General features: G+C 49.6%; 16 protein-coding genes. 12 read left to right on the plus strand and 4 right to left on the minus strand.

Translation table 11 applies throughout. The annotated features are described in order from the left end of the window. Positions 1–84: 84 nt before the first annotated feature. Genes thiC through thiH form a run of 6 tightly spaced genes read left to right on the plus strand, consistent with a single transcriptional unit; the run spans position 85 to position 6,164 of the window. Positions 85–2,019, plus strand: coding sequence for a phosphomethylpyrimidine synthase ThiC (gene thiC, locus ACSTTG_RS14590; RefSeq protein ID WP_438475351.1), 1,935 nt, complete (start codon positions 85–87; stop codon positions 2,017–2,019). 3 nt (positions 2,020–2,022) lie between these two features. After that, positions 2,023–3,276 (plus strand): thiamine phosphate synthase, encoded by a 1,254-nt coding sequence (locus tag ACSTTG_RS14595; protein ID WP_438475352.1) that lies wholly within the window; start codon positions 2,023–2,025, stop codon positions 3,274–3,276. Further along, positions 3,266–4,045, plus strand: a complete 780-nt coding sequence (locus tag ACSTTG_RS14600; protein ID WP_438475353.1) for a HesA/MoeB/ThiF family protein — start codon at positions 3,266–3,268, stop codon at positions 4,043–4,045. Before ACSTTG_RS14595 ends, ACSTTG_RS14600 begins: the two co-directional genes overlap by 11 nt. 13 nt (positions 4,046–4,058) lie before the next feature. After that, the gene (gene thiS, locus ACSTTG_RS14605; RefSeq protein WP_438475354.1) at positions 4,059–4,268 is read left to right on the plus strand and encodes a sulfur carrier protein ThiS; all 210 of its coding nucleotides are present in this window, start codon (positions 4,059–4,061) and stop codon (positions 4,266–4,268) included. Between the two features lie 2 nt (positions 4,269–4,270). Continuing rightward, on the plus strand, positions 4,271–5,038 hold the full coding sequence (locus ACSTTG_RS14610) for a thiazole synthase (RefSeq protein ID WP_438475355.1): 768 nt from the start codon (positions 4,271–4,273) through the stop codon (positions 5,036–5,038). Between the two features lie 13 nt (positions 5,039–5,051). After that, a complete protein-coding gene (thiH, locus tag ACSTTG_RS14615) occupies positions 5,052–6,164 on the plus strand; it encodes a 2-iminoacetate synthase ThiH (protein ID WP_438475356.1) in 1,113 nt (370 codons plus the stop codon). Positions 6,165–6,366: 202 nt separating this feature from the next. On the opposite strand, the gene ACSTTG_RS14620 is transcribed toward thiH, so the two are convergent. Next, the gene (locus ACSTTG_RS14620) at positions 6,367–8,157 is read right to left on the minus strand and encodes an aminopeptidase P family protein (protein ID WP_438475357.1); all 1,791 of its coding nucleotides are present in this window, start codon (positions 8,155–8,157) and stop codon (positions 6,367–6,369) included. 81 nt (positions 8,158–8,238) lie between these two features. Beyond that, positions 8,239–9,180, minus strand: coding sequence for a LysR substrate-binding domain-containing protein (locus tag ACSTTG_RS14625; RefSeq protein WP_438459678.1), 942 nt, complete (start codon positions 9,178–9,180; stop codon positions 8,239–8,241). Between the two features lie 120 nt (positions 9,181–9,300). Between ACSTTG_RS14625 and ACSTTG_RS14630 the strand changes: the two genes are divergently transcribed. Beyond that, the gene (locus tag ACSTTG_RS14630) at positions 9,301–10,491 is read left to right on the plus strand and encodes a multidrug effflux MFS transporter (protein ID WP_438475358.1); all 1,191 of its coding nucleotides are present in this window, start codon (positions 9,301–9,303) and stop codon (positions 10,489–10,491) included. A gap of 160 nt (positions 10,492–10,651) precedes the next feature. After that, the gene (gene tsrA / locus ACSTTG_RS14635; protein WP_438459680.1) at positions 10,652–10,936 is read left to right on the plus strand and encodes an H-NS-like global regulator TsrA; all 285 of its coding nucleotides are present in this window, start codon (positions 10,652–10,654) and stop codon (positions 10,934–10,936) included. 9 nt (positions 10,937–10,945) lie between these two features. Here tsrA and asnC read toward each other — a convergent pair whose 3' ends face one another. Continuing rightward, on the minus strand, positions 10,946–11,404 hold the full coding sequence (gene asnC / locus ACSTTG_RS14640; protein ID WP_438459681.1) for a transcriptional regulator AsnC: 459 nt from the start codon (positions 11,402–11,404) through the stop codon (positions 10,946–10,948). Positions 11,405–11,511: 107 nt separating this feature from the next. Here asnC and ACSTTG_RS14645 point away from each other — a divergent pair, with 107 nt between their 5' ends. Continuing rightward, positions 11,512–12,294, plus strand: coding sequence for a class I SAM-dependent methyltransferase (locus ACSTTG_RS14645; RefSeq protein WP_438475359.1), 783 nt, complete (start codon positions 11,512–11,514; stop codon positions 12,292–12,294). Positions 12,295–12,401: 107 nt separating this feature from the next. Continuing rightward, complete coding sequence (locus ACSTTG_RS14650; RefSeq protein WP_438475360.1) at positions 12,402–12,860, plus strand: hypothetical protein; 459 nt, start codon at positions 12,402–12,404, stop codon at positions 12,858–12,860. A 4-nt stretch (positions 12,861–12,864) separates the two neighbouring features. Here the strand turns inward: ACSTTG_RS14650 and ACSTTG_RS14655 are convergent, their stop codons facing one another. After that, on the minus strand, positions 12,865–13,290 hold the full coding sequence (locus ACSTTG_RS14655; RefSeq protein WP_438459684.1) for a universal stress protein: 426 nt from the start codon (positions 13,288–13,290) through the stop codon (positions 12,865–12,867). Positions 13,291–13,507: 217 nt separating this feature from the next. On the opposite strand from ACSTTG_RS14655, the gene ftnA reads away from it, so the two are divergent. Together ftnA and uspB are read left to right on the plus strand one after the other, a co-directional pair. Further along, positions 13,508–14,035, plus strand: a complete 528-nt coding sequence (gene ftnA, locus ACSTTG_RS14660; RefSeq protein ID WP_438459685.1) for a non-heme ferritin — start codon at positions 13,508–13,510, stop codon at positions 14,033–14,035. An 82-nt stretch (positions 14,036–14,117) separates the two neighbouring features. After that, positions 14,118–14,441, plus strand: coding sequence for a universal stress protein UspB (uspB, locus tag ACSTTG_RS14665; protein WP_438459686.1), 324 nt, complete (start codon positions 14,118–14,120; stop codon positions 14,439–14,441). Positions 14,442–14,457: the final 16 nt, after the last annotated feature.

Below are 14,457 nucleotides of genomic sequence, written 5' to 3' on the forward strand. Positions count from 1 at the left end.
TAGGACATCGACCGTCTTTTCGACCCTCTTGTCGCATCTATCCGCCAAGCATTTTCATTCCATTTTAAGCAAAGGAAGAATGCTATGTCGAATCGTAAACAAGCAAGACTGGAAGCAAAACAGTTTATTGATACGCTCTCTGTAGAGCCCTACCCAAATTCCTCGAAAGTTTATATTCAAGGCTCAAGGCCTGATATTCGTGTACCTATGCGCGAGATCGCCTTGGCTGACACCTTAGTTGGCGGAACCAAAGAGGCTCCTATCTATGAGTCCAATGAGGCGATTCGAGTCTACGATACCTCCGGTGTTTATACCGATCCTGAGCACCAAATCGACCTTTACCGAGGCCTACCTAAGCTGCGTCAGGCATGGATAGAGGAGCGGGGTGATACCGAATTACTCGATGAGGTGAGCTCGGTATACAGCAAGCAGCGTCTAGAGGATGAGAGTTTAGACGAGCTGCGCTATGGTCATTTGCCACCTATTCGCCGTGCAAAGGCCGGGCAGTGCGTCACTCAGCTTCACTATGCACGACAGGGAATCATCACCCCAGAGATGGAGTTCATCGCCATTCGTGAGAACATGGGGCGGGCTAAGTACCGTGACGAGGTCCTGACTCAACAGCATCCTGGGCAGCATTTCGGTGCTAACTTACCGCAAGATATTACCCCTGAATTTGTCCGCCAAGAAGTCGCTCAAGGGCGCGCTATCATTCCCTCTAACATCAACCACCCAGAATCGGAGCCGATGATTATCGGTCGTAACTTCTTGGTTAAGGTCAACGCCAATATTGGTAACTCGTCGGTCAGCTCTTCGATAGAGGAAGAGGTTGAAAAGCTGGTGTGGTCAACCCGCTGGGGTGGCGATACTGTGATGGACTTGTCGACGGGACGCAATATTCATGAAACACGTGAGTGGATACTGCGTAACAGTCCAGTGCCAATTGGTACCGTGCCTATGTATCAGGCGCTAGAAAAGGTCAACGGCATTGCAGAGAACCTTAACTGGGAGGTGATGCGCGATACCTTGATCGAGCAAGCCGAGCAGGGTGTTGATTACTTCACTATTCATGCGGGACTATTGCTACGCTACATCCCAATGACGGCGAAACGCGTGACCGGCATTGTCTCGCGTGGCGGCTCGATCATTGCTAAATGGTGTCTTGCTCACCATCAAGAAAGCTTTCTTTATACCCACTTTAAAGAGATCTGTGAGATCTGTGCCAAGTACGATGTCGCGCTGTCTTTGGGTGATGGGCTACGTCCGGGCTCGATTGCCGATGCCAACGATGAGGCGCAGTTTTCAGAATTGCGTACCCTTGGTGAACTGACCAAGATTGCGTGGCAGCATGATGTCCAGGTGATCATTGAGGGGCCAGGGCACGTGCCGATGCACATGATCAAAGAGAATATGGATGAGCAGCTCAAGCACTGTCATGAGGCGCCATTTTACACCTTAGGCCCACTAACCACCGACATTGCCCCAGGTTATGACCACATTACCTCAGGTATTGGCGCGGCGATGATAGGTTGGTATGGCTGTGCGATGCTGTGTTATGTCACCCCCAAAGAGCACCTAGGCCTGCCAAACAAGCAAGATGTGAAGACTGGGCTTATCACCTATAAACTCGCGGCTCATGCAGCGGATCTGGCCAAGGGCCACCCTGGAGCACAAGTGCGTGATAACGCTTTGTCTAAGGCGCGCTTCGAGTTCCGCTGGCAGGATCAATTTAACCTATCTCTCGACCCAGAAACCGCGCAGTGCTATCACGATGAAACCTTGCCTCAAGAGTCTGGCAAGGTGGCACACTTTTGCTCTATGTGTGGCCCCAAGTTCTGCTCGATGAAAATATCCCAAGAGGTGCGTGAGTACGCCAAAGACAGCCAACAGGTCGCGGCAGACCAAGCCATTGAAATTCAAATGTTGGACAATCCACTTGAAGGGATGCGTCAGAAATCCCAACAATTTCTAGATACTGGCTCTGAACTCTATCACCCAGTGACCAATACAGAGGACTAAACTATGCGCCTGCTCGTTCCGCAACAGCAGATAGAAATCACCTACAGCATTCAGCAGTGCTTGTTGGTCGCAAAGCAACATGGTTTTGCGACAGAAGAGATCTGCCTGGGCGTGAGCTCAAGTGATCAGTTTGAGCTGCATAATGACCAAGAGGTAGTCATTAGGATAAGCAGTGATACCATCGGTGCTGTGACAAAGGCAGAGAGCGTTGATTGGCATTTTTGCTATCAGTTCAGCGCTGCCGAGCCATTAACGGTTGATGATGTTCGTCGCCAAGATTGGGCAGCCAATACGATTTTTATTGGCCTGCGGGATGAGCAAGGTTATGTCGATGCTTGGCAGCATCACGGTGAGGCAAGGGCGCTGAGCTACCTTGCAGGAAGTGTCTTTTCAACTGAACAACACCTAGCTTGGGTGATTAGTTTGCTGGCACTCGATTTCCCAATTGAGGATGCACTGACCTTTAGTCATGCTCAGCTCAATGTTTCACGTGAAACCTGGGCAAACGACTTTACCAAGTTCCCAACCCCTGTCCTTGAGGATCCGCGCCTTGGCGTTAGAGTTGGTTGGGCTGCGAATGCTGAAACCGTCACGTTCCCCAATATGGACAAACATCAGGTTGGCTTGTATCCCGTGGTGGATAATGTCACCTGGATTGAGCGCCTGCTTAAACTCGGTATTAATACGGTCCAGCTGCGCATCAAGGACTCAAAAACACCGGATCTGGAAGCGCAAGTTAAGCGAGCCATCGAGTTAGGGCAAGAGCATCAGGCTCAGGTATTCATTAATGACTATTGGCAGCTAGCCATCAAGCATGGCGCTTATGGGGTACATCTTGGGCAAGAGGACATTGAAGAGTCCAATTTAAGTCAGCTTGCGCAGGCGGGTATCTGTCTGGGCCTTTCGACTCATGGCTACTATGAATTATTGCGCATCGTGCAAATCAACCCAAGCTATATTGCCTTGGGGCATATTTTCCCAACCACGACCAAAGAAATGCCATCTAAGCCACAAGGTCTAGTGCGCCTTGGTCACTACCAAGACCTGATCAATTCGATTCCTTATGGGGCAGGCTTTGGTTATCCAACTGTGGCGATCGGTGGTATTGACCTTACCAATGCCGACCAAGTTTGGCAGTGTGGTGTGTCCAGTTTAGCGGTGGTTCGTGCCATCACCTTGGCTGATAGCCCACAGCAGGTGATTGAGCAGTTTGAGCAAATCATGCAGCCGGTGATGGAGGAAGCGAATGCTATCTAAGCCAACGCTATCTGACCGTGATTTTATTCGTTACCAAAGACAAGTCTCGCTACCGAATATTGGTGAGCAGGGGCAAGCAAAATTGGGTAGCGGGCACGTGCTGATTATTGGTTGTGGCGGGCTCGGCTCGGCGGCAAGTTTGTACTTGGCTGCGGCGGGTGTCGGTCGTCTGGTGTTGGTTGATGATGATGAGGTTGATTCGAGCAACCTACAGCGTCAAGTTGTCTACCGCGAATCGCAGGTTGGGCAAGCCAAAGTCTCAGCCATGGCTGAGCAGTTAACGGCGCTTAATGCTGAGCTTAATGTGCGTGTTATCGCCAAGCGGTTGGATGAGAAACAATTGGCCTTAGAGATCATGCTGGCGGATGTGGTGCTCGATTGCACGGATAATATCGCCTCTCGACAGATGATTAATCGCCTGTGTTATCAGCAGCAAACACGTTTGGTGTTTGCTGCTGCCATCGGTTGGCAGGGGCAGTATTGTTGGTTTGATTTCCAACAAGACACTAGCCGTGGTTGCTATCGTTGTATCTATCCATTTGATGAACTTCCCCAGGCAACCAAGTGCAGCGAGTCAGGAATAGTTGGGCCGGTTGTTGGGACGATGGGGAACTACCAAGCACTTGCTGCTATCCAGTGTCTTGCCCTTGAGCAACCCGCGATAAAAGCCAATCAACTCCACTTATTCGATGGTCTTGCCATGACATGGCAAACCCTCTCAACTCATCGCGATATGTCGTGCAGTGTCTGCTCGAGCGATGGCAATTAATCCAGGATACATCATGAATTCCATAAGCATAATTATTAATGATCAAGAGCAACGGGTGGCTTCGAATACCAGCTTAGAGGACATTATCAGTCAGTTTTCACTCCCACAACTGGGCTGTGTATTTGCGATCAATAATGCGGTTGTTCCGCGTGATCAATGGTCATCAACGCATCTCAATGACGGTGATGCAATCTCACTATTTCAAGCAATTGCCGGAGGTTAAGCATGTTAACTATTGCAGATAAACAATTTGATTCACGCCTGTTTACGGGTACGGGCAAGTTCTCAAGCAGCCAGGTAATGGCACAAGCAATCCAAGCCTCTGGCAGTCAACTAGCAACTATGGCGCTGAAGCGCGTTGACGTCAATGACAGTCAAGATGATATCTTGAAGCCTTTGGTTGACTGTGGGGTGAGTTTACTGCCCAACACCTCGGGTGCAAAGAACGCAAAAGATGCGATTTTTGCCGCGCACCTAGCGCGTGAGGCGCTGGGTACTAACTGGCTCAAATTGGAGATCCACCCAGACCCTAAGTACTTAATGCCTGACCCAATTGAAACTCTAGCGGCGGCTGAGCAATTGGTTCGAGATGGCTTTATTGTGCTGCCGTATTGTCATGCTGACCCAGTTTTGTGTAAGCGACTTGAAGAGGTCGGTTGTTCAGCCGTCATGCCACTTGGTGCACCAATTGGTTCGAACAAGGGGATCGCTTCGCACGATTTTCTAGAGATTATTATCGACCAAGCCAATGTACCTGTGGTGGTTGATGCTGGGATTGGTGCACCGTCTCATGCCGCTCGAGCAATGGAAATGGGCGCGGATGCGGTGCTGGTGAATACGGCAATTGCTGCTTCATCAAATCCGGTCGCAATGGCGATCGCCTTTAAACAAGCGGTCGAGGCAGGGCGTACGGCGTTTGAAGCAGGGCTTGCTGGTCAGGTTTCGCATGCAGTGGCATCAAGCCCACTGACAGCCTTCCTTGATGACCTGTAATTAGGGGGAATCGATGAGCTTTGTAAATCAATTTAGTCAGTTAGATTGGGATGATATCTCGCTGTCTGTCATGAGCAAGACAGCTGCCGATGTCGAAAGGGCGCTAGGAAAAACCAAGCGCGATCTTGAGGATTTCAAGGCACTGATCTCTCCTGCTGCTGAGGGCTACCTAGAGCAGATGGCTCAGCAGTCTTTTGCTTTAACGCGCAAGCGATTTGGCAACACGGTGTCTCTATACATTCCTTTGTATCTCTCGAATCTTTGTGCGAATGCCTGCACCTATTGCGGCTTCTCGATGGAGAATCGCATTAAGCGTCGTACTCTCAATCAAGAGGAGATCGAGGCGGAACTCGACGCTATCAAACAGATGAAGTTTGATAGTGTTTTGTTGGTCACAGGGGAGCACGAGACCAAAGTAGGGATGAATTACTTTCGGCAAATGGTGCCGGTGATTAAGCAACAGTTTAATTACTTGGCAATGGAAGTGCAGCCGCTGGAGCAAGACCAGTATGCAGAGCTGAAGCAATTTGGGCTCGACGCCGTGATGGTTTATCAAGAAACCTACCACCCATCAACGTATGCTCAACACCATTTGCGAGGCAAGAAAAAGGACTTTGAATACCGCTTAGAAACGCCAGATAGATTAGCCAAAGCCGGCATTGATAAGATAGGGATTGGTGCCTTGATTGGCCTCGAAGATTGGCGCACTGACTGCTTCTTCGTTGCCGCGCACCTTGATTATCTCGAGCGTACCTACTGGCAGACACGCTACTCAATTTCGTTCCCGCGCTTGCGTCCTTGTGAAGGGGGGTTACAACCCAAGTCAATAATGAGTGACAAGCAGCTTGTTCAACTGATCTGCGCCTATCGGCTGCTTAACCCTGAGGTTGAGCTATCGCTATCCACGCGTGAATCACAGGCGTTTCGCGATGCCGTATTACCACTTGGAATTACCACCATGTCAGCCGCCTCAAAGACCCAACCCGGTGGCTACGCGATGGAAGATGTAGAGCTTGAGCAGTTCGAGATCAGCGACGAACGCAGCGCTGTGCAGGTGGCAGATGCGATTCGTCAAAAGGGCTTTGACCCTGTCTGGCGCGACTGGCACTCAGTCTATTCAGGCTAATTACTCTCGATAGGTTTCACGTGAAACACTCTAGTTTCGTATCGATGGAACACTAAAAAGTGCCTAGTGTGAATAAAACTAGGCGCTTTTCTTTAAGGTGAGAGGTAGTAGGTTCGAGGTGCGGGTTACACTTCGTTCCGGGGTGCGAGTATTACGGCGCGTGCTTTAATCTTCCCGCATCTCGTCTCTCGATTCTCGCCTCTTAAGCGTGTAAAAGGGGGCGTGTGGCCGACTCGAGCCAAGCCTTCACTTCACCTTCCACTAACGGGCTAAGGTCTAGCCATACTTTGCGGTGGTAGTCATTCAGCCATGCTAACTCTGGTTTGGTTAGTAGATTGACATCGATGTTGCGGTAATCGATTGGGCAGCGTGTTAGTGATTCGAAAGTCAGTACCGAGAAATCACCTTGTGTTGCTTGCTCAACCACTAACTCCAAGTTTTCAATTCGGATACCAAATGCATCCGCTCGGTAATAACCTGGCTCGTTAGACAGCACCATACCTGCCTCAAGAGCGACATCAATCTGGCGTTTAGAGATGCTTTGTGGGCCCTCATGGACACTAAGGAAATGGCCAACACCGTGACCCGTTCCGTGGTCATAATCAAATCCTTCAGCCCATAGGTGTTGTCTTGCTAGGGTATCAAGTTGGTAACCTCGTGTGCCCTTAGGGAAGCGAGCGCGAGCGATGCCAATATGGCCTTTCAGCGCGAGGGTAAACTGACGCTTCATCTCATCGCTTGGGTTGCCGATCGCGATGGTACGAGTGATATCGGTGGTGCCATCTAAGTACTGACCGCCAGAGTCGACCAAGTACAATGAGTTCATCGCTAAACGACCGGGTACTGCCTGATTGATGTGATTGTAGTGACACATCGCGGCATTACTGCCAGCGGCAGAAATGGTATCAAAACTCAAATCAACCAGGGTTGGATCTTCGCGACGGTACTGTTCTAATCGGTCGGATAACTGCGCCTCATCCAATAGGTTACCAAGCTCGACTTGAGCATCGAGCCAGGTGAGGAATTTAACCATCGCGACACCATCACGGACATGACAATCGCGCATACCACCGATCTCTACTGGGTTTTTGCACGCCTTGCTCAGTAGTGTTGGGTCGGGTTGGGCGATGACATTTGCCCCGGCATTTTGCAGCACCAATTTTATCCACGCGTTCGATGTCGCTGGATCAACAATGACGCTCTTTTCTGTAAATGCCTCTAATTGTGCTTGCAACTGTTCACTTGGTAGAACCGTCACGTTCGGACCGGTGTGTTGCTCGAAGCTTTGCGGCAATCGGGTTGGATCAATGAAGAAGTCCAGCGCACCATCTTTATATAGGATGGCATGAGAGAGCAAGACAGGTAGGCGAGAGACGTCTAGCCCACGAATGTTAAGCAGCCAAGCAATAGAATCGAGCGCGGTGATCACGGCAGCATCAGCACCTGCTTGAGTTACCTTACCTGCGATGGCCGAGCGCCTATCTTGGCTCGATTGGCCGACTTGCTCTGTTGCCATCAGCATGACTTGAGACAGGCTTGGTGTTGGGCGGTCTTGCCACAGCTCGTCAATTGGGTTGGTGCTCAGCAGGCAGACTTGATGCTTTGCTGCTAGCTTGGTTTGTGCTGCCTCTAACCAGTTGGCGTTGTGCATACGTGGGTCTACCGCGACCTTGGCCCCTGGCTGTAGTTGTGTCAGCAACCAATCCAGTGCAGGCTCGTCGATCAGATGGCGGTATTCAAACTCGCTGCTTGGGACTTGCTTAGTCACTTGTACGGTGTAGCGGCCGTCGACAAAGATGGCCGCATTTTGCTTGGTCACTATGGCAACACCGGCTGAACCGGTGAAGCCAGTTAGCCAGTGTAGCCGTTCGTTGTGAGCGGGGATGTACTCACCGAGATACTCATCTTCATGGGGAAGGATGAAGGCATCATAATCTTGGCTTTCTAGCCAATGGCGGAGCTGAGCGACTTTTTGTTGGGTTTGTTGTTCCATGACGTGTGTTCCTTTATACATGAGTCACTTGCTGGTTTGAATCAGCAGGGCTGACGGTGTTCTTTTGCATCTGTTCTATTTTTATCTCAGATGAGCGGTCTTTTCTACGATAATCTGCTTAAGCCAACGGATGGCGGGTTCAGAGCTTCGGTCTTTATGCCAAAAAAGTGTGTAGGCCATCGGTGGAAACTCTAGAGGTAAGGGCAATAGGGTCAGCCCCAGTTGCTTACTCACCATCTTGGTAAAGTGGGCCGGTGCGGTGAAAACCAAATCGGAGTATGTGCACAGGCTCGCGGCACTATTAAAATCCGGCACGGTGATGGCAATGTCCCGAGCCAAACCGCGATCGGCGAGTCGATAGTCCAGCAGCCAGCGATCATTACCATCACATCGTACTTGGACATGACGCAACCCTAGGTAGGTGTCCAAATCCCAAGTCTGGTTGAGAACCGGATGGTCGTTTCTTACTACGCACATTTGCAAATCGCGATAGATTTCTTGCTCGGCGATCCCCTCCGGCGCGAGCATGGTCAAACGCGCATCACGGATATCGATATCCTTACCCGTGATCCCCATATCCAATTCGCCATCCAAGATACGCTTGAAGGTATCCTTGTCCCATACATGGGTGGAGAAGTTGATGCTAGGAGCGTGATGAAACACATCGGGCATAAAGTGGGGAAGCACCAAAGAATAGATGCTCTCAACGGCAGCGATTTCAAAGCGGTGCTGACTAGTGGACGGGTCAAATTCTAATGGCTCATCGAGCGCCTTTAGCTGCCGGATCAGTTGATGGATTTTAGGTTTGAGTTGCAGCGCGCGAGGAGTCGGGCTTAGACCTTGAGGGGTACGAGTAAACAGTGGGTCACCAAAGTGATCGCGTAGCCGCGCCAGGTTTTTGCTCACGGCAGACTGTGAGAGGCACAGACGCTGTGCGGCGCGTGTGACGCTGAGTTCTTCGAGTAGTACATTCAGTTGCCACAGTAAGTTGAGGTCCGGTCGGGTGCGTTGGTCAGCTGACATAGTCATCTCTCGTAGTCATCACGTGTAGGAATAAAAGATATGACCAAATACCACTTCTAGTCATAGTAGTGATTGTATAGCATGCAGCGAATTATTCATCTTTGCTGGTCTAGAGGCACCATGAGCACCCAATCATCTTCCCGTTCTGCTTTCTTTGTTTTGTCATTATTGGTGTTGTTCAGTCCTTTGGCGATCGATATCTATCTGCCTGCCTTACCAGAGATGAGCCAAACGTTTCACGTGGAACCTTCGCGAGTAAAAGACACTATCACCTGGTTTATGATTGCGATTGGGATAGGTCAGTTATTTGCTGGCCCCCTTGCTGACCGTTTTGGTCGCAAGCCGATTGCTCTGACTGGGGTGATGCTATACCTTTTGTCTTCTATCTTGGCGTATTACAGCTCGAATATTGAATGGCTGTTAGGTGCGCGAGTGCTGCAGGGCATTGGTGCTTGTGCAACGTCTGTAGCGGCTTTTGCCAGTGTGCGCGATCTCTATGGAGCCAAAAATAGCGGCAAGATGATCAGCTATCTCAACGGCATTATCTGCTTCATCCCGGCCTTGGCTCCGATCCTCGGTGCATGGCTTACCCAATGGTTTGGTTGGCGAGCGAATTTTACAGTAATGGCAGTCTTTGCCTTTGTTGTAGGCGTCATCGTAGTGGTGAGCATGCCATCACAGACCAGCCCAAAAAACCAACAAGCTATCGACTTGCGACACTATCGGGATGTATTGAGCAACCCAAGCTTTATGTTTCATGCCCTGATGTGCATGTTAGCGATGGGGGTTATTCTTGGTTATGTTACTGCCGCGCCAAACTATTTGATCGGAGAACTCGGGCTGAGTATGTCGCAGTTCACCGTGTGGTTTTCGATTAACGCTGCGATTAATATTCTGGCGTGTTTTATTGGTCCCAAATTGCTGCAAGCAAAAGGGCCGTACTTGACGTTGATTGTTGGGATCGCTCTACTTTGTTTTGCGGCTTTGGTGATGGTGAGTGTCGTCTTTGGTCCATCAGCGCTGTCGTTTATGCTGCCAATCTTTATTGCATCAGTGGGTTTTGCGCTTATCTTGGGCGCTGCTGCGGGCCAAGCACTAGCGTCTTTTGGCGACAAAGCTGGGACTGCATCAGCAGTATTAGGCTTGTTTCAGATGACGGGGGCGGGCATGCTTGTCACCCTAACACAGGGTTGGTTTGAATCGTCGGTCATGCACATGGTGTTATTGATGTCGCTGTGCGCACCTGGCCTGATCATTCTCATCACTCAACGGGCTCGGGCCTGGTATCCCACTTTGGTAGTAGAGAAATAAACTTTAGTGGTGAATGCTTTGTTTTTGCTCACTTTGTGGGTATATTTATACGCTTGAACACGTCTTTATTTATTTCCCCTGTTTCCACAGCCAATCTAGGCTTGAGGTCAGGTCTCTGACTACGCGAAGGGAAACGGGCTTAAACAGTGGAATCCTCACTATGTCGCTAACGACTTATGAAATGGCAAAAGTTCTCGAGCAGCTAGACACCAGCCCAGAGAAAGTAATGTTTGGTAAGCTACTCAACGAGCTTGGTAATCAAAGCGCTGAGCGTATCCGCAGTGCGGCGAAACAGGTTCCGATCGAGATGCTGCGTGATATGGTGTTCCATTTTCAAGAAGTGATTGAATCACGTAAATCGGAGCAGGTTGATATCTTGGCTAAGCAACTGGCAGAGCAGGGTATCAGCCCAGATGAATTGCGTGAATTCTTAACCAAGAAGTAGTCCTTAATGCTAGGGATTTACGTTGCGATTGATGGGGTTCTGCAGCGAGATTAAGGTCTCTGTTGACTGAACTTCATCAATTGCTTGTAGCTTGTCAATCAAGACAAACTGCAACTCCTCAATCGAGCGACACATCAACTTAACGAAGATATTGTATGCCCCAGTGGTGTAATAGGCTTCGACCACTTCATCCAGTGCATTCAACTTCTCTAACGCCGAGTGATAATCGCGGGCAGCATTTAGGTTGATGCCAATAAAACAACACACATCATAGCCAAGCTTCTTGGTATTGACGATCACCTCGGTACCTTGAATGATTTCGGCAGATTTCATCTTCTCAATCCGCACGTGGATCGTTGCCGGACTAACATCGAACTCTTTGGCCATTTCTGCATAGGGAGTACGTGCATCCTCCATTAGGGTTTTGAGGATTGCGCGGTCGAGTTCATCGAGCTTATTGGTATGCATCGTCTTGGGCTCCTTGCCATATGACCTGAAAGTTGAAGATATCTTAGAGGATATCAGGATAATTGGGTACACTGTGTGAGACGAGTTATTGTTATATGGAGCCCACCTTGCGTCTACAGCTGATCTGCGAAGATTCATCCCAAATTCAACATTTTCAACAGCTGGTTTCACGCTGGAACTTAGAGCACGATGAGCAAAGCCCATTTGCCTTAGTGCTCTCAGAGCAGCGTCTAGAGCTGCGCAAGCTTGATGAGCCAAAGCTTGGCGCAATTTTTGTCGATTTTATCTCTGGGGCGGTTGCCCATCGACGAAAGTTCGGTGGCGGCAAAGGCCAATCTATCGCTAAGGCGGTTGGGCTAAATAAAGGGGTCACGCCAACCATCTTAGATGCCACTGCTGGTCTTGGGCGTGATTCTTTTGTGTTTGCTTCACTGGGTTGTAAGGTGCAGATGGTTGAGCGTCACCCGGTTGTGGCTGCGCTGCTTGATGATGGCCTTAGCCGCGCGAAACAGGATAGTGAAATTGGCGCGTGGGTCTCTGAGCGCATGTCGTTGTTGCATGACTCTAGCCATCAAGCGCTGACTACGCTTGCGCAAAGTGAAGACTTTGCTCAGCCTGATGTGGTTTATCTCGACCCTATGTATCCGCATCCAGAGAATAAGAAAAAGTCTGCCTTAGTCAAAAAAGAGATGCGAGTGTTCCAATCTCTTGTAGGGGCGGATACCGATGCCGATGCACTTTGGCAACCTGCTATGGGACTGGCGAGTAAACGCGTTGTGGTCAAGCGTCCAGATTATGCGCCTTATCTAGCGGGGCAAACCCCAAGCATGAAGATTGAAACCAAGAAAAATCGTTTCGATGTTTATGTTAAAGCCTCAATGAACGACTAAGACGTCGATAGACGCTGACTCGGCGTGTGATCAATATCCTTGCACAATCAATGGAATCAGGTTATACCTGACTGATAATCATTCTTGTTATTAGTTAGGTGAGCGGTATGACTAAGCGACTGTGTAAACTCAATCGGCACGCCATTGTCGAGCAGATCGGTGATATCTATCAGTTAGTGGCAGAGCCCAAATACGTCTGCCGCTCTTGTGCCCGCTCAGCTGCGGATAAAGTGCATCTGTGCAAACCGGTGGCGCTGCCCAGCCGTCATTGTGCTGCAGAGTTGCTAACAAGTGGTGACTTGCCCACAACTCGACTAGATTCTCAGGTAAATACGCAGTCTTGTTCAACTGATGCAAACAAGCCTGATTCGGCGCAAGACAAGAAGGTGATTAAAGCGGCGAAGAAAGCGCTTAAGAAACAGCGCAAGTCCCTCAAAGCAATGAAAAAGCTGCTGAAAAAGCAGCGCAAACTGGCAAGAAAACACCAAAAGCTCGAGCACAAATTGGCTCGAGCTGCGATCACTCAGACGATTCAAGCTGATGCCCCTTCAGGGGCGCTGCACTAAAACGTCACTCTTTAATCGGGATGACTAAGACGTCGACAGGGGTACAGTTAATAAGCTGTCGGGTCGAGGAGAGCAGTTTGCTCCAAAAGTCCTGGTGATGACCACACACCACCAAGTCGATATCCAACTTATCGACGGTATCACACAGCTCGCTGCCGAGATCGCCCGCGCCCACAAGGGTATTACTGATCGGGTATTCGGCCTGCTCGCACAACTCACCCAACTGTCTCTGTGAGGCGGCCATCGATTGATCTTGCGATTGCGCCATACTGATATCGACCAGCCCGGTGTAGAGCTCGGCGTAATTAACATCAACGTGGGCAAGTGACACCTTAGCGCCAAGCGGCTTAGCAAGTGACACGGCCTTGTCGATGAGTAGTTGGCTGTCGGGGGTCAGGTCGACAGCAACCAGAATATGTTGATAACTCATACAAACACCTCCGAAACGGCTAGATCCTAATTAAATATTAGCACCTGTGCCTATGAGTGACTGTCGCCGTGATCGCATATCCACTTCTTGAAAGCAAAATGTTATCTTAATCTCATGTGGCCACAACTTGTGGCAAATCGGTGTGTAAGCGAGGGCGTTTTGCCCCAATCAACACACTGATTAAAAGGAATAAATTCATTCGGCACTAGGAGTCCCCATGTTAGCCCAACAAATGGTCGAACAGCTCAACGAGCAAATTAATCTGGAATTTTTCTCATCCAATCTATACTTACAAATGAGTGCTTGGTGTGAAGACAAAGGGTTTGAAGGCGCAGCTGAATTTTTACGCGCCCACGCCGTAGAAGAGATGGAGCACATGCAGCGTCTATTTACTTATGTAAGTGAGACAGGCTCAATGCCTATCTTAGGCGCGATAGATGCCCCTAAACACCAGTTTGACAGTCTTGGCGACGTTTTTAGAGAAACGTATGAGCATGAGCAGATGATTACTCAGAAAATCAACAAATTGGCTCACGTTGCTTTCTCTACTCAAGACTACTCAACCTTTAACTTCTTGCAGTGGTACGTGGCAGAGCAACACGAGGAAGAGAAGCTATTTAAGGGGATTTTAGACAAGTTGGATCTGGTCGGTGAAGACGGCAAGGCGCTGTTCTTTATCGATAAGGATTTAGCAGCGATGGCAAAAGAAGGTTCATCTTCGGTTATGGACATGCCTGCGGAATAAGATCGACCCCTAAAGCTAGTTCACTAGTCTAGGTCGTGTAGTTCATTTCTCCGCAGCCCAAGCCAAGGTGTAGGGAGGAGAGATGATCAGCAGCGATACAATACTGTTTTGTTTAATGGTGGTGTGTGCCGTCAATCTGGCGCGCTACTTAACCGCGTTGCGTTCACTGATATACATCATGCGCGAGGCGCATCCGTTGTTGTATCAGCAAGTCGATGGCGGGGGGTTCTTTACCACCCATGGGAATATGACGAAACAGGTGCGGCTTTTTCACTACCTGAAGAGCAAAGAGTATCTTCATCATCATGACACTGCGTTTATTAACAAGTGTCAGCACGTTAGGGAGTTGTTCGTGCTCAGTATGGGGCTACTCGCCGTGACCGTTTTCGCTGCATTTATGCTGTGAGCCAAGTGTAAGGTTG

It is taken from the genome of Vibrio glycogenivorans (assembly GCF_051660965.1).
Lineage (GTDB): Bacteria > Pseudomonadota > Gammaproteobacteria > Enterobacterales > Vibrionaceae > Vibrio.

Bases quoted from the DNA above. Each gene is read 5' to 3' on its own strand.
- ACSTTG_RS14610 (WP_438475355.1), top strand. From the start codon at position 4,271: ATGTTAACTATTGCAGATAAACAATTTGATTCACGCCTGTTTACGGGT.
- ACSTTG_RS14650 (WP_438475360.1), top strand. From the start codon at position 12,402: ATGACTAAGCGACTGTGTAAACTCAATCGGCACGCCATTGTCGAGCAG.
- ACSTTG_RS14595 (WP_438475352.1), top strand. From the start codon at position 2,023: ATGCGCCTGCTCGTTCCGCAACAGCAGATAGAAATCACCTACAGCATT.
- tsrA (WP_438459680.1), top strand. From the start codon at position 10,652: ATGTCGCTAACGACTTATGAAATGGCAAAAGTTCTCGAGCAGCTAGAC.
- ACSTTG_RS14620 (WP_438475357.1), bottom strand. From the start codon at position 8,157: ATGGAACAACAAACCCAACAAAAAGTCGCTCAGCTCCGCCATTGGCTA.
- thiS (WP_438475354.1), top strand. From the start codon at position 4,059: ATGAATTCCATAAGCATAATTATTAATGATCAAGAGCAACGGGTGGCT.
- thiH (WP_438475356.1), top strand. From the start codon at position 5,052: ATGAGCTTTGTAAATCAATTTAGTCAGTTAGATTGGGATGATATCTCG.
- ACSTTG_RS14630 (WP_438475358.1), top strand. From the start codon at position 9,301: ATGAGCACCCAATCATCTTCCCGTTCTGCTTTCTTTGTTTTGTCATTA.
- thiC (WP_438475351.1), top strand. From the start codon at position 85: ATGTCGAATCGTAAACAAGCAAGACTGGAAGCAAAACAGTTTATTGAT.
- ACSTTG_RS14655 (WP_438459684.1), bottom strand. From the start codon at position 13,290: ATGAGTTATCAACATATTCTGGTTGCTGTCGACCTGACCCCCGACAGC.
- ACSTTG_RS14600 (WP_438475353.1), top strand. From the start codon at position 3,266: ATGCTATCTAAGCCAACGCTATCTGACCGTGATTTTATTCGTTACCAA.
- ftnA (WP_438459685.1), top strand. From the start codon at position 13,508: ATGTTAGCCCAACAAATGGTCGAACAGCTCAACGAGCAAATTAATCTG.
- asnC (WP_438459681.1), bottom strand. From the start codon at position 11,404: ATGCATACCAATAAGCTCGATGAACTCGACCGCGCAATCCTCAAAACC.
- uspB (WP_438459686.1), top strand. From the start codon at position 14,118: ATGATCAGCAGCGATACAATACTGTTTTGTTTAATGGTGGTGTGTGCC.
- ACSTTG_RS14625 (WP_438459678.1), bottom strand. From the start codon at position 9,180: ATGTCAGCTGACCAACGCACCCGACCGGACCTCAACTTACTGTGGCAA.